Source organism: Novosphingobium sp. KA1 (genome assembly GCF_017309955.1).
Taxonomy (GTDB): Bacteria; Pseudomonadota; Alphaproteobacteria; order Sphingomonadales; family Sphingomonadaceae; genus Novosphingobium.
This window is the reverse complement of the sequence record NZ_CP021248.1, coordinates 678,309-691,860: the sequence shown is the minus strand read 5'-3', so window position 1 is coordinate 691,860 and position 13,552 is coordinate 678,309. Positions and strand designations below refer to the sequence as shown.

The following is a 13,552-nucleotide window of genomic DNA, read 5'->3' as shown; positions in this document are numbered from 1 at the left end:
ATTGATCGAGGTTATATTTTTAAAATTCTAAACGATATGGAAATTATTTTACCGGAAATGCCCACGGAATATCCATATTTCAATTTAAATTGAGCAATACTGAACACAATCTCTTTGGATTACCGGATTCACCATCACTCCACCATCGGCTCTGCGAACACTCGTTAAGCCATCATCAAGCCGCGACGCGCACTCTCTTTGACCGGGGCGACGCAGACGAGGAGCGGTGATTTGCCATGCGATCCTGTCTTGGGAGCCATGGCCCGACGATCAGCGGCGCATGCCAGCAAAAACGGGGGTAACCTGGATTCCGCTGCCTTGGCCCCTATCCTTCTCATCGAATCCTCATGTCCGAAACTCGAAAGCGGATATCTCCGGCGCGTATCGTCGCGGCACGCCATTTACGGCAACGCGTAAGCGACGACTTCGTCGCCGATGGGCGTCTCCATGAAATGATGACCGCCCGGCACGATTACCACGTATTGTTTGCCATTAATCATGTAGGTCATCGGGGTTGCCTGACCGCCGGCCGGAAGCACGTCCTTCCACAAGACCTTTCCGCTCTTCATGTCGATCGCGCGTATCAGATTGTCCGTCGCGGCCGCGATGAAGATTATTCCGCCGGCGGTCACGACCGCCCCCCCGTTGTTCGGCGTACCAATCGTCCAGGGCAGCATCGAAGGTACTCCGAATGGCCCGTTCGTGCGTGCTTCGCCCAGCGGCCGATCCCAGATCGTGTGTCCGGTCGCCAGATCGATGGCGCGGATACCGCCATAGGGCGGCTGCTTGCACAGCATGCCTGTAAGCGGGAGACGCCAGCCCGCGTTGACATCGATCGCGAAAGGCGTGTGAGCCTGCGGATCGCCCGCCCCTTCGGCCCCGCCGATTTCACCGCGCGCCTGGTCGCGAGGAGCCCAGCCCTTCTTGTTCGCCTCGGCACGTGGAACGAGACGGACATAGTTGGGCATGTCGTTGTAGTTGGCAATGATCACGCCGCGGCGCGGGTCGATGGCAATGCCACCCCAGTCCGTCCCGCCATTGTAGCCGGGATATTCGATAGAACGGAAATCGCTCTCCGGTGGTGTGAAGAAGCCCTTGTAGCTGGCCTTGCGGAACTGGATCCGACAGATCATCTGGTCGATCGGTGACATGCCCCACATGTCCCGTTCGGTGAGTGCGGGCTTGCGCAAGGTATGCCACAGGGAAACCCGTTGGACAGGTGCACGCTCCGCCGGCTCTACGCCGCCGGCAGGCGCCCTGATTTCACCAACGGGCGCAAGAGGTCGGCCGGTACGGCGGTCCAGCACGTAGATATCGCCCTGCTTCGAGGGAAGCACGAGCGCCGGCGTTCCCTTGAAATCCACCAGTGTCGCCTGCGCCCCGAAATCGTAATCCCAGACATCATTGCGCACGGCCTGGAACGTCCAGCGCGGTTTGCCCGTAGTGACGTCGAGTGCGACCAGCGAGGTTGCGACATCCTTCTCCTGGGGGCGCCGCAAGCTTGAATAGTAATCGGCTGCGGCATTACCCATCGGCAGATAAACCAGCCCAAGCTGCTCGTCGCCGCTAGCTATGGTCCACATGTTCGGCGTGCCGCGCGCCCAGACCTCACCGTCCGGCGGATATCCATTCCAGTCCGGATGCATCATGTCCCATGCCCAGCGCAGCTTGCCGGTAATCGCGTCATAGCCCCGGATCACCCCCGACGGCGCCCAGCGGTCCTGTCCATCCAGGACCTGATGCCCCGTCACCACGACACCGCGCACTATCGTGGGAGGCGAATTGATGGACACATATCCGGGAGGCGTATCGCCCATACCGATCTTGGTATCCACCTCGCCGTTTTTGCCGAAGTCCCTGCAGCGCGCACCGGAGTGAGCATCAATTGCAAAAAGCCGGGCATCCAGCGTTCCGTAGATGATCCGCCGCGCGCAAGGCTGATCCACCGAAGCATTGGGAACAGCAAAATAGCTGACCCCGCGGCATGCCGCCGTATAGGGGATGGCATCATCGGCAACTCCGGGATCAAATCTCCACCGCTGCTTTCCGCTTGCAGGGTCAAGCGCAACAACGATATTCTTTGGCGTACAAACATAGAGCATGTCGCCGATCTTCAGCGGCGTATTCTCCCCCCCATAAGTCTTGGCGATTTTTGGCGATGAAGGTGTATCTCCGGTATGGATAAGCCACGCGCGCTCGAGATTATGGACATTGGCGGCGTTGATCTGGCCAAGCGGAGAAAAGCGGCGCGCCGCTTCGCTGCCGCCATAAGCGGGCCAGTCATCTCCGGTAGCAGCAAGCGAAGGGTCGCTCATATCGAAACGCAGGTCCGGCAATACGGACAAGGGGTCGGTATCGGCCATGTGAGCGAAAATCATTGCGGTCGCCGCGGTCAACACGATGGCAGCGCCGGAGGCTCCAAGAGCGAACTTCCAGCGAGCTGGATGTGCAGAAAGGACCGGCATGACGAGAAAGCAGGCAATCAATAGAACAAGGGGAGCGATGACGCGCGGGACCAGCGCCCAGTTGTTCGTGCCGACTTCGCCGAAAGCCCAGATCAACGTGAAGAGGAAGATCAGGCAGTACAGCCAGCCCCCCAGAATGTTCCGGCGCCAGAGCAGGATGCCCGCGCCAAGCATCGCTACGCCGGTGACGACATAATAAGCGGAACCGCCGAGCCCCACGAGCCAACTGCCGCCGATGAAGAGTATCGCGCCGATGGCCGCTACCATGACGCCGAGGGTGAGTGGTGCCAGCGCGAGTGCCCCGTGCCGAAAAGCTTCAGCCTTCATCATTTACACTCCGGAAACATACATCGACCGCGCTTAGGCAATGGATTGAGGTCCGGAATGTTCCGGAATTGCCTGCTTCATCTGTCGCAAAAAGGGAAATGGCCAGGCGCGCAAGCGCGCGCCCGGCCATTCTCACTCGACTGGTTTCGCTCAGGATGACTGGTCCGCCGTCGCCCCCGTCGGTGGAGAAATCGATGTACCGGTCGGCGGTGCATCTCCGCCCTGTCCGGTTTCCGTCCAACTGGCCGCGCCTGCCAGGCGCAAGTTGTTCTGCACGTGCTTTACCCCGGACACGTCGTCAGCCAGGTCTTCCGCCCGCCGCTTGTCCTGACGGGTAGTAACCGTACCGTCCAGGGTGACCTCGCCGTCCTTTGCGGCAACCCGGATATTCGTTGCATCGACACGCCAGTCCTGTGTCAGCCGATCGTTGACATCTTCGCGAATGCGCTCATCGGAACGGGTATAGTCCGAAGGCCCCCTCCCCCGGTGATCCTGCTTGCGGCGTCGGGCGGCGTCCTCGTCGCCAAACCAGCTGGCAATTTCGTCTCCAGCCCGCTGGAGAAAGCCGCGCTCTTCACCGTATTCCCGCCAGCTTCCGTAGTCGCGCCGACTGTGATCGCCGCGAGACCGATCACTGCCCAGGTCGAAGTGGCCCCGCCCAAAAGTGTCGAATGTCGGGCGATAGCTGAAACTGGGGCTCAGGCCGCCTGCGCCGGCACTGCCGTGGGGGGCGTAGAAATCGCGTCCGCCATAGTCCTCGCTCGTAAAATCGGCAAAATCATTGCCGCCGCTGGCGTCGTACTCCCGGCCTGGATAGGCACCGCGTTCACCCAAAAAGCGATAACCCCCGGCGCGAGCGAGGTCGCGATTATCGCTGCCATAACGATCTTCGTCATAACCGCGACTTCCGCGATAGTCCGCATCCTCCCTTGCGCGAGGCCGATATCGATTTTCTTGGTCATCTCGCGCCCGGCCACGCGAAAATGCGTCGCCGCCGTGTGACGAAGACCGCCCCTCATCGTTTCCGCCCCCGGCCTGGCGCGGAGCGCCATCCTGCCATTGATTGGCCTGGCGGGGTAATTCCCAGTCGGAATGCTCATTGCGATATCCGCCAGACTGCTGACGGTCGGGATTTGAATCTCGCCGGTTCATGATGCTCTCCTTGATGGCTCTTTCAGGTACCGAAACCGGTCCAGTCGCATCGACGCTCGGACTACGGCCGGCTGTAGATGTAACGGAGCCATGCGCCGAACGATCCACTGCCCGGCGCGCGGACACGCGCATTCATCGCAGTTTCCTGGCGCTCTACGCGCTGCAAAACAGGGCAAAACTGCACACTGCCCGGAGATTCGGCAGAGATGATCAGGCCGACGCATCGTCTCTGAAAAGCAGAGAGAAAAGCAAAACGCCCCGATCCGCGTCTTCGGAAAATCGGCTCGAAATTGCGGAAGGGGACATTGCGGTTCGCGCCGTGACGCGGCCGAGGCTGATGTTATTCCTGCCGGCACCGGAAAGCCACCAGCGGTGTCGTGATCGTTGCAGGGGGAAGGCCGCCTTCATGGCCCCGTCCATGACTCAGGACGGCTGGGATGTCGCTCCGTCTCGCCGGATCACGGCATTGCCGCTTTCCCCTTCAGCCACCGACTTCATCTCCGGTCGACAGGCCCTGATAGAGGGAGAATCGGCACGCGAGCCGATGCGTCAGCCGCGAACAACCATTGCCTGTGAGCATCAGTTTCCTGCGAACAGTTGTGCACGGAACACTTCAATTGAGCGCACGCGGAATCCATCTCATCCGATCCGGCCCAATTGAATTGGGGATCATGCGTCGATAGGCGTACATAACACGCATCGCCAGCCCAACCTTGGCCTGCTGGCGGCTGAGAGACTCCGATCTACGTTGTGCTCCCGCCATAATGAGGAGCCTTGTCATGCAGCGCTTCACAATCGTGCCTGCCGACCGATCCCGTTCACCTATTGATGTCCTGGCGATCAACGTCAGCGCCGTGCTGCCGCTTATCGATCGCCTCGAATGCGGTACCGCCAGCGTGCTGCGCGACGGTATCTACGTTTTTTCGGCAGAACCGGATCCGAGTGGTTTCTGGTCAATATTTCAGCAGGGCGAAAGCCGGCCTCACACCCCCTGATGCGGATCGCCCCGGATCGATGCAATTGTCGATCAGTATAAAGCGGTGCTGGATCTGTCCTGCGCACGTCATCTTTCTCCAGGCAGATGGGGAGAATTGGCGAACAAGCAGTACTTTCTCCGCTCGCGGCAACTCGATTATCGGGGTGCCCCGTCTCGGTGATTGTCTTCGCCCGTTCGCGTGAGAGACTTTTCTTTCGCGGCGAGGCGGCGCTGGTCATCGGCGGTGCGCGCTTTCTTGTCGGTCTCGACGCGAGCACCCGGATCAGATTCTTGCCGTTCGTTCTCATGGCGTGCGTCATTTCTAATAGGCGGATAGGCAGTTTTTGGCTTTGTCATCGTTCCGCACCTTTAAGTGAAGCATGACCATTAGAGTATCCGTGATGATCAAGCCTGAGATTGCGCCCAGCATCTATCGGCTTTGAGCAGAGCGTTTGCGGTCACGACGAGTTTTCGCATGACGGCGGTGATGGCGATTTTGGCGGGCTTTCCTGCGGTGACGAGTTGTTGGTATTTTGCCTTGAGATCAGGGTTGTATCGGGCGGCGACGAGGGCCGGCATATAGAGGGCCTGCCTCACGTTGGCACGTCCGCCGCGGATGAAGCTTTTGCCTTTCCATTGTCCGGATTGCCGCGCGATCGGTGCAAGGCCGGCAAGGGACGCGGCCTGCTTGTTCTCAAGGCTGCCGAGTTCGGGCATGGTGGCGATGAGCTGGTTGGCGGTCAGCGTTCCCACACCCGCGATGCTGGTCAGTATCTGGTGTCGACGAGCGAGTACGGCATCGGCGGCGATCAGGTTGGAGATCTCGGCGTCGAGGGCCGCGATATGTCGATCGATCTGTTCGAGCCGCTGGCGACACTGGCGCTTGAGAAACGCGATGGTGAGATTTTTCTCACGATTTTTGAGCGCGGTGCGATCACGAACCAAGCCGTCTCGGGCATTGATGAGTTCCGCCATTTGGGTCTGCTGTGCGCTTCGAGCGGGTCTGACCGCTGGCTGCAAGGTTGCGGCCATACGAGCCAGCAGGATGGCGTCAATGCGATCAGTCTTGGCCAATGTGCCAGTCGCCTGGGCGAAGCGCCGGGCCCGTTCAGGGTTGAGCTTCACACAAGGCCAGTTGGTCAGCGCCGCCTCCAGTGCGCGATGATAGGTTCCGGTTGCCTCGTAGGCGATCCGTTCGATCGGCCATTGTCGCAGCCAGGCGATCAGCGCCTTGTGCCCCTTGGCGGTATTGGCAAACTGGCGCTCGGCGCCGACGGGGTAGGCATGGCAATCGAGGCTCGCTTTGGAGATGTCGATGCCGATTGTCTGTGGTAGATTGTCGCTCATCTTTTCCGCTGTCCCATGCTTGTCATCCGGGTCCAAAACCCCGGTATCCGTTCGGGCCTGATGGAAAAGAAAGGGGCGATCCTACTCTAACCCGGTCCCTTAACGACCGGCGGTTTCGCGATCCGTCCCCTTCCGCCCGGACCGGGGTGGCCACCCCGGTCCGGGCAATCCAGCATGGCCCAAACGGACGGTAATGTCATAAGACAAGCGGTTTCCATTCATTCCGGTTCATAGCCGCATGATTTGAAGTAGTTTGCACATTCGTCGGGCTTGAAGATATCGACGAGCCTGCCGATCAGGTCCCACAGGCCGCTGACGGTGCGCTCTCCTGCCTTGCGGAGCATGGCCTTGAGCCGGGAGAAGGCCTTTTCGATTGGATTGAAGTCCGGGCTGTATGGCGGGAGGAAGCGCAGGGTCGCGCCGGCAGCTTCGATCCTTTCCTTCACGGCGGCCCGTTTGTGGCTCGAGAGGTTGTCCATGATGACCACGTCGCCGGGACGCAGTTCGGGCACCAGCACCTGGGCGACATAGGCTTCGAACCAGTCGCCGTTGATCGGCCCGTCCAGCACCATCGGCGCGACCATGCCATCCATGCGCAGGCCCGCGACCAGCGTGGTGGTCTTGCGGTGGCCGTGCGGGAAGCCCATCCGCAGCCGCTCGCCCTTCCGGCAGCGGCCATGGCTGCGGGTCATGTTGGTGGCGGTCCACGTCTCGTCGATGAAGACGAGGCGTTCGGGTTCGAGGTCGATCTGGCCGTCGAACCAATGCTGCCGTTGCCTCAGGACGTCGGGACGGTCCTGCTCGATCGCGTGACCGGTCTTTTTTTGCGCGTGATCCCGTGACGCACGAAGAAGCGATGCACCGTGCCGATACCGACCGGGGCCCCACGCTCGATCAGCCGCGCCTGAACCTCGACCAAGGTCATGTCGCCCTGCTCGGCGATCAGTTCCCGAATGAAGCCGCCGTGCGCTTCGATCTTACCTGAATGCCGGTCACCGCCGCGCGGCTTGGCAACGGCCCGGCCATGCTCCAACGCAAGCCGTCGCCAGCGGATCGCGCTCGACACGCTGACCCCGAAGCGGGCCGCTGCCGCATGGCAACTCAGCCCACCATCAATCGCTGCGACAACTCGGTCCCGAAGATCCTGTGATAGCGTTCGTGCCATCCATGCTGGCCTCCTGCCACCAGCAGGAAGGCTGAATCACAACGGCGCCGCGAAGGGAATCCCTGACGAGTCAGATCGTGTGGAAACCGCTTGTCTTATGACATTACCGTCCGTTTGGGCCATGCTGGATTGCCCGGACCGGGGTGGCCACCCCGGTCCGGGCGGAAGGGGACGGATCGCGAAACCGCCGGTCGTTAAGGGACCGGGTTAGAGTAGGATCGCCCCTTTCTTTTCCATCAGGCCCGAACGGATACCGGGGTTTTGGACCCGGATGACAAGCATGGGACAGCGGAAAAGATGAGCGACAATCTACCACAGACAATCGGCATCGACATCTCCAAAGCGAGCCTCGATTGCCATGCCTACCCCGTCGGCGCCGAGCGCCAGTTTGCCAATACCGCCAAGGGGCACAAGGCGCTGATCGCCTGGCTGCGACAATGGCCGATCGAACGGATCGCCTACGAGGCAACCGGAACCTATCATCGCGCACTGGAGGCGGCGCTGACCAACTGGCCTTGTGTGAAGCTCAACCCTGAACGGGCCCGGCGCTTCGCCCAGGCGACTGGCACATTGGCCAAGACTGATCGCATTGACGCCATCCTGCTGGCTCGTATGGCCGCAACCTTGCAGCCAGCGGTCAGACCCGCTCGAAGCGCACAGCAGACCCAAATGGCGGAACTCATCAATGCCCGAGACGGCTTGGTTCGTGATCGCACCGCGCTCAAAAATCGTGAGAAAAATCTCACCATCGCGTTTCTCAAGCGCCAGTGTCGCCAGCGGCTCGAACAGATCGATCGACATATCGCGGCCCTCGACGCCGAGATCTCCAACCTGATCGCCGCCGATGCCGTACTCGCTCGTCGACACCAGATACTGACCAGCATCGCGGGTGTGGGAACGCTGACCGCCAACCAGCTCATCGCCACCATGCCCGAACTCGGCAGCCTTGAGAACAAGCAGGCCGCGTCCCTTGCCGGCCTTGCACCGATCGCGCGGCAATCCGGACAATGGAAAGGCAAAAGCTTCATCCGCGGCGGACGTGCCAACGTGAGGCAGGCCCTCTATATGCCGGCCCTCGTCGCCGCCCGATACAACCCTGATCTCAAGGCAAAATACCAACAACTCGTCACCGCAGGAAAGCCCGCCAAAATCGCCATCACCGCCGTCATGCGAAAACTCGTCGTGACCGCAAACGCTCTGCTCAAAGCCGATAGATGCTGGGCGCAATCTCAGGCTTGATCATCACGGATACTCTAAACTGTATTCCCATGCTCTGCGCTCCGCGTGATCGGCAAGATGCCGCGCAGCAGCCTTTGGGATCCTGCAATTCCGAATGGCAATCCGGGTCTCGAACGCACCGGCAACCCGGCTTTGCTTTCGTCCTTGCGCCCAGTGGCGGCGGTGAAGCGGGAAGGAACGACCGTCCCGCGGAAACGTTGAACTTTGACAACAGCAATTCCGCGATTTTCAGCAACGGGAGTGTGTATAATGGACACCCGGAACGAAGAAGTGCATCTCGCAAAAGATGAAGCGCGCGCAGGTACCACCCCGGGTATAGTGCGCTATGTTCTTCTGATTAGCCTGGTACTGGCCGTCGCGGCGCTTTCGCTGCTCTGGATCGTCCGCGCCGCGCAGGCCCCCAAGGAAACCGGCGGGATAAATGATACACGCCAGGCTGTGGAGCAGAACGATGCGAGCCCGCGCGACCAACCTGGCATGCAGTCCCCGACGCCCGGCACAAAAGGTCAATGAATGAACGTCATCAAAGGACATCAGGTTCGCAAAAGGGAGAGGGCAAGGGCAAGGCATTGGCCAATACGTCCGCCCTGGCCAGATCAGGGTATCGGGCAAGCCTGCAGCGCAGGACGGCCGGCACGCCGGGAGGGTTACGTTCGGCCCGCTGCCCGGCGGCGCCACTGTTTCGATCCGGCCCGATAGACTGGTGCGCCGCATGCCTTGCACTGCCCGACGTAGTGCACTCCGTCCCATGTCACGCCATGCCGATCAGGATCATGCTTGTTTACGGCGCAAAGGACCGCCTGAGGTAAAAGCTTCGTGATGACAAGACGACACTCGGCACATGAACCCCGAGTTACAATGGCCGCGATGCGCGGCAGACCCGAGGTTATGTGCGCCCAGCAGCATGAATGGCGAGGAAAAATTTGCCTACCGGGCCAGGCGCACGGAACAATTATATCAGGCGCCCGTTCCTTGCAGAGCTGCTCACAGAAGCGGATGGCCAGCTTGGTGCCCCCCCTACCAAGCTCAACCTAGATCAAGGCCGCCCGCGAGGGCGGCCTTTGCATTTGAGCGCAGACTGGCCAACCGAGCGTATTTTGCGCACAGGCGGTCTTGTTGCCAGGGTTTCCTCTCGCCCGGGAGGCCGGCCGCGGTTACGCAAGCCATCGGCTGACGCCTCTGAATGGTCTCAGTTGGAAGGCGTTGTCGTCACCGAGCGGCAACGCCTTTTCCTCATTGCAAGTCAGCTGACGGCCCTGATTTATGCCGGGCAAGCCTCGCTGAAACCCGCCAGCAAGTAACGGCGTTTCCTAGCTGCACAGCCGGCTCATCGCCGGGCGATATCCCAGCCCCGGATACCGCGCCGTCGCCACCAAATGTATGGGAGTTCGACATGGATTTGTTCCGAACCGCGCTTACCAGGATCGGCGTGCTCATGGCGCGGCCCGCGGCCTTTCTTGTCGTGGCGCTATACACGATCGCTTGGGCTATTTACGAACCAAATACGCTGGACTGGCATGGCTATGCCACGCTTGCCACCTGGCTGATGACATTGTTCATCCAGCGAGCGGAACATCGCGACACCCAGGCCATCCATGCAAAACTCGACGAATTGCTACGTCATGATCCGCGGGCAAGAACCTCGCTCGAACACGAAGATGAAGAGGAACCGGAAACGATCGAGCGGCATCGCCGCCGAGATCAGGAATAGGCAGGGCCACGGCAAAGCTCTCGGTGCAAGCTGCGGGCCGGGAACATGCTCAAGCCCCAACCGTCAGCCTTGCCGACGGATCAACCTTTCCCGATAGTCCAGGCACCTCGTCGAGTTGCCGCAGATCGCTGAACAGCCCTCTTTCTTCCCGGTAGCGGACAATTTCAAATCCGTGACCTTTCAGGCAAGGAACCTCATCCAGCTCTGCGGGGCTTGCCGTATTGATATCGACCAGCTGGGATCCGGACATCGCCGCCCTCCTCTGCAAAAATGGCATCGGGGGGAACAAAGCGCGCCGGTTCTGTTTGATCCCGGGATGACTGAAAACTCCGCGCATACTGCCGTGCCCTCGGCGCCCGGCCATGGCCCATTCCAGGGTGACATCCAGGCCCATGCAGCCTCGCTTGCCAGCGAAGCGACGACTTGGGTCCAGGCCCATTCGCTGCAGATCGCACTGGCAGCCGGCATCGGTGTTGCTGCCTATGCGCTGCTGAACCTGGTAAGACGCTGGGGCGTGAAGCTTTGCCGCCGAGAAGCCGGAACCGCAAATTGGTACGGAATTGTCGGCAGCGCGCTTGGCAAGACCGGGCAGATATTCATGATCCTCCTGTCCGTCCGCCTCGTGATGGCCTATGCGGACGCCCCGCCGCGGGTGGCGGGAACGATCGCCACGCTGTTTACTATAGCCGTGGTTTTTCAGGTCGCGCTATGGCTGCGGGAAATCATTTTCGGCGCGATCGAGCTGCGTACGAGAGACCAGCATCACGGCGGTCAGGCGCTGGTCAGCGCTCTTGGCATCATTAGGCTGCTTGTCACGATTGCGCTCTTCTCCGTAGCGCTTGTGCTGGTACTGGGTAATCTTGGGGTCAATGTCACCGGCTTGATCGCGGGCCTGGGCGTTGGCGGTATTGCCATAGGCCTGGCCGCCCAGGGCATATTCGCAGACCTGTTTGCAGCCTTGGCGATCCTCTTCGACCGACCTTTCAGGATTGGCGACAGCATTTCCTACGACAAGAGCAGCGGCACCGTCGAACAGATCGGTTTGAAATCCACCCGTGTGCGCGGTGCAGCCGGCGAAGAACGTATCATTGCCAATCGAAAGTTGCTGGATTTCGAAATCCTCAACACTACCCGGCGAGTACGCAACCGGTTCAAGTTCGACTTTTGCCTTGGCTACGACACTGCGCCCGAACTCCTGTTAAAGGTGCCGACATTGCTGAGGCAGATTGTGGAACAGGAAGGGCATACGCTCATTCACGGTGGCCTCAACGGGTTTGGCACCAATGGCCTCACCTACGACCTGGAATTCGAATCCAAGGGGAGCGACTTCCAAGCCGATGCTCGCGACCGGCTTGGCTCGCGAATACTGGCCAGCTTCCGCAATGAAGGGATCAGCTTTGCCTGCCCTGCACAAGTCAAAATCTCGAATGACACCGCTTGATTGCACACGCGCGCAGCATTCACTGCCAGTTGCTATGCTGCGAGGCGGAGCCGGTGCCTCGGCATGCTTTCAGTGCGATACCGCCATCTCGAAGTTGGCTGTCGTTGGCCCGCCCCTCTGTGCGCGCCAGACCATCGCCCCCCTTTTTAACCCATAGACTTTCCAAATAGTGAATAGTGCTCTCGTGAATAAATTCCCTCGTCGCAAGGACGGATGCGGTAGTGCTGTCGAATTACCTCAGCCTAGACAGGGAACTTTCGCGCCCTCCATCGCTTGATAAATTCAGAACATAAGATGGAGATATGCCATGCGTTCCGCTGTTCTCTGGCTGATCGGCGTTCCGATCCCACTTATTCTTCTGCTTGCCTATTGCACTGGTCATCTTTGACCATTCGGGCACTGCTGGAACAATCCTTGCGACGCCGGCGACAGCAGCAACCAGCCGGCCAAAAACACGCGAATGAGCACTGTTCGGAAAGGAACAATGAGCAGCCCCGCCATCCCCCTTACGGAAACGCGTGACCTAAGGACGGGTACCGTTCCGTGGCGAGCCACCGATTGGCGTGCGCCGAACTCAGGCAGCATACCCACCGCGCCGGTTGACGTCGCCATTCTTGGCAGCGGCATAATGGGCTCGATCCTGGCGGATCGCCTTGCTGCAAGTGGCAGGAGCGTTGCCATATGCGATCGCCGGGTGCCGGGAACCGGCAGCACAGCAGCTTCCACGGCCCAACTGATGTGGGCCATGGATGTTCCGCTTGCCGTTCTCTCGGAAAGACTGGGCGAAAAAGAAGCGGCGAGACGATGGCTGCGTGTCTTTGCCGCCGTAGAGCGGTTCGGTCGGCGCCTCGATGAAGCTGGAGGAGACCTCAAGCAAGACGTGCCGACACTCTACCTCGAAGGCAAATTGCTTGAAGGCGGCGCGCTTGCGCAGGAAGCGGCGCTGCACCGAAGACACGGACTGCCTTCGCGGTATCTTTCCGCGCCGCAAGTCGCGGGACGTTTTGCCATCGCGCCAAGAGCAGGGATAGTCTCGTCGGGCACGTTTGCGATGGATCCTGTTCGGACTTGCCATGCCTTGCTGGCGCGCGCGCAGGCACGAGAGGCCTGCCTGGTCTATCCGATCGATATCGCCTCGCTTCATCCGAATGCTCACGGTATCGAACTGGCGAGCTCCGATGGCCGCAGCTTTACCGCCAGGGATGTGATCCTCGCCACCGGTTACGAAAGGGCGCGGCTCTTCCTGCCGGAGGCATTTTCCCTCCTCTCGACCTTCGCGATCGCGACGCCGCCGCATGCCGTTCCTCTTTGGAACGAGCGCGCGATGATCTGGGAAGCAAGCGATCCCTACCTCTACGTGCGGGTTGGCCCGGAAGGAAGGATCATTGCCGGAGGCGAGGACGTGGAACTCGCCGATGCGGACACGCGGGACGAGCTTCTGGCAGCGAAAGCAGGAGCGATATCCGCCAGGCTGGCCAAGGCGCTGGGACAAGAGAGCATCGCCTGGGACCGGGCATGGGCCGCCACTTTCGGGAATTCGCCCGACGGCCTCCCCGCGATCGGCGCGGCAAGAGGCATGGATCATCTATGGTTAGCCTCGGGCTTCGGAGGCAATGGCATTGCATTTGCGGCACTCGCCGCGGAACTGCTTGCTGCCGCCATCTGCGGCACGCCCGATGATGATGCCGAATGCTTTGATCCTTATCGCTTCGAGGCCTGAAAACCGGGA

At 60.5% G+C, this 13,552-nt stretch carries 11 protein-coding genes; 6 read left to right on the top strand and 5 right to left on the bottom strand.

The window, feature by feature from the left end:
- Positions 1 to 401: 401 nt before the first annotated feature.
- Both CA833_RS21045 and CA833_RS21040 read right to left on the bottom strand, forming a co-directional pair.
- Positions 402 to 2,795 carry a membrane-bound PQQ-dependent dehydrogenase, glucose/quinate/shikimate family gene (locus CA833_RS21045; RefSeq protein WP_242526576.1) on the bottom strand — a complete coding sequence of 798 codons (2,394 nt, stop codon included), beginning with the start codon at positions 2,793 to 2,795 and terminating at the stop codon, positions 402 to 404.
- 147 nt (positions 2,796 to 2,942) lie between these two features.
- Positions 2,943 to 3,944 carry a BON domain-containing protein gene (locus CA833_RS21040; RefSeq protein ID WP_207081059.1) on the bottom strand — a complete coding sequence of 334 codons (1,002 nt, stop codon included), beginning with the start codon at positions 3,942 to 3,944 and terminating at the stop codon, positions 2,943 to 2,945.
- Positions 3,945 to 4,723: 779 nt separating this feature from the next.
- Here CA833_RS21040 and CA833_RS21035 point away from each other — a divergent pair.
- Positions 4,724 to 4,939 (top strand): hypothetical protein, encoded by a 216-nt coding sequence (locus CA833_RS21035; protein ID WP_207081058.1) that lies wholly within the window; start codon positions 4,724 to 4,726, stop codon positions 4,937 to 4,939.
- A gap of 386 nt (positions 4,940 to 5,325) precedes the next feature.
- On the opposite strand, the gene CA833_RS21030 is transcribed toward CA833_RS21035, so the two are convergent.
- The gene (locus CA833_RS21030) at positions 5,326 to 6,267 is read right to left on the bottom strand and encodes an IS110 family transposase (protein WP_207077948.1); all 942 of its coding nucleotides are present in this window, start codon (positions 6,265 to 6,267) and stop codon (positions 5,326 to 5,328) included.
- A 218-nt stretch (positions 6,268 to 6,485) separates the two neighbouring features.
- A protein-coding gene (locus CA833_RS21025; RefSeq protein ID WP_103727307.1) for an IS630 family transposase occupies positions 6,486 to 7,432 on the bottom strand; the annotation gives its coding sequence in 2 pieces (ribosomal slippage) (positions 6,486 to 7,096 and positions 7,096 to 7,432; 948 coding nt in all).
- A gap of 297 nt (positions 7,433 to 7,729) precedes the next feature.
- On the opposite strand from CA833_RS21025, the gene CA833_RS21020 reads away from it, so the two are divergent.
- The 3 genes from CA833_RS21020 to CA833_RS21010 all read left to right on the top strand — a co-directional run bounded on the left by CA833_RS21020 (position 7,730) and on the right by CA833_RS21010 (position 10,382).
- A complete protein-coding gene (locus tag CA833_RS21020) occupies positions 7,730 to 8,671 on the top strand; it encodes an IS110 family transposase (RefSeq protein ID WP_207077948.1) in 942 nt (313 codons plus the stop codon).
- 249 nt (positions 8,672 to 8,920) lie between these two features.
- Positions 8,921 to 9,184, top strand: a complete 264-nt coding sequence (locus tag CA833_RS21015) for a hypothetical protein (protein ID WP_207081057.1) — start codon at positions 8,921 to 8,923, stop codon at positions 9,182 to 9,184.
- Positions 9,185 to 10,064: 880 nt separating this feature from the next.
- Positions 10,065 to 10,382 carry a low affinity iron permease family protein gene (locus CA833_RS21010; RefSeq protein ID WP_207081056.1) on the top strand — a complete coding sequence of 106 codons (318 nt, stop codon included), beginning with the start codon at positions 10,065 to 10,067 and terminating at the stop codon, positions 10,380 to 10,382.
- A gap of 49 nt (positions 10,383 to 10,431) precedes the next feature.
- Here CA833_RS21010 and CA833_RS21005 read toward each other — a convergent pair whose 3' ends face one another.
- Complete coding sequence (locus CA833_RS21005) at positions 10,432 to 10,632, bottom strand: helix-hairpin-helix domain-containing protein (protein ID WP_207081055.1); 201 nt, start codon at positions 10,630 to 10,632, stop codon at positions 10,432 to 10,434.
- A gap of 66 nt (positions 10,633 to 10,698) precedes the next feature.
- On the opposite strand from CA833_RS21005, the gene CA833_RS21000 reads away from it, so the two are divergent.
- Both CA833_RS21000 and CA833_RS20995 read left to right on the top strand, forming a co-directional pair.
- On the top strand, positions 10,699 to 11,823 hold the full coding sequence (locus tag CA833_RS21000) for a mechanosensitive ion channel family protein (protein WP_207081054.1): 1,125 nt from the start codon (positions 10,699 to 10,701) through the stop codon (positions 11,821 to 11,823).
- Between the two features lie 484 nt (positions 11,824 to 12,307).
- On the top strand, positions 12,308 to 13,543 hold the full coding sequence (locus CA833_RS20995) for an FAD-binding oxidoreductase (protein ID WP_207081053.1): 1,236 nt from the start codon (positions 12,308 to 12,310) through the stop codon (positions 13,541 to 13,543).
- The last annotated feature ends 9 nt before the right edge of the window (positions 13,544 to 13,552 follow it).

Coding starts and splice junctions, on each gene's coding strand:
- CA833_RS21045 (WP_242526576.1), bottom strand. CDS start 2,795: ATGATGAAGGCTGAAGCTTTTCGGCACGGGGCACTCGCGCTGGCACCA.
- CA833_RS21040 (WP_207081059.1), bottom strand. CDS start 3,944: ATGAACCGGCGAGATTCAAATCCCGACCGTCAGCAGTCTGGCGGATAT.
- CA833_RS21035 (WP_207081058.1), top strand. CDS start 4,724: ATGCAGCGCTTCACAATCGTGCCTGCCGACCGATCCCGTTCACCTATT.
- CA833_RS21030 (WP_207077948.1), bottom strand. CDS start 6,267: ATGAGCGACAATCTACCACAGACAATCGGCATCGACATCTCCAAAGCG.
- CA833_RS21020 (WP_207077948.1), top strand. CDS start 7,730: ATGAGCGACAATCTACCACAGACAATCGGCATCGACATCTCCAAAGCG.
- CA833_RS21015 (WP_207081057.1), top strand. CDS start 8,921: ATGGACACCCGGAACGAAGAAGTGCATCTCGCAAAAGATGAAGCGCGC.
- CA833_RS21010 (WP_207081056.1), top strand. CDS start 10,065: ATGGATTTGTTCCGAACCGCGCTTACCAGGATCGGCGTGCTCATGGCG.
- CA833_RS21005 (WP_207081055.1), bottom strand. CDS start 10,632: ATGTCCGGATCCCAGCTGGTCGATATCAATACGGCAAGCCCCGCAGAG.
- CA833_RS21000 (WP_207081054.1), top strand. CDS start 10,699: ATGACTGAAAACTCCGCGCATACTGCCGTGCCCTCGGCGCCCGGCCAT.
- CA833_RS20995 (WP_207081053.1), top strand. CDS start 12,308: ATGAGCAGCCCCGCCATCCCCCTTACGGAAACGCGTGACCTAAGGACG.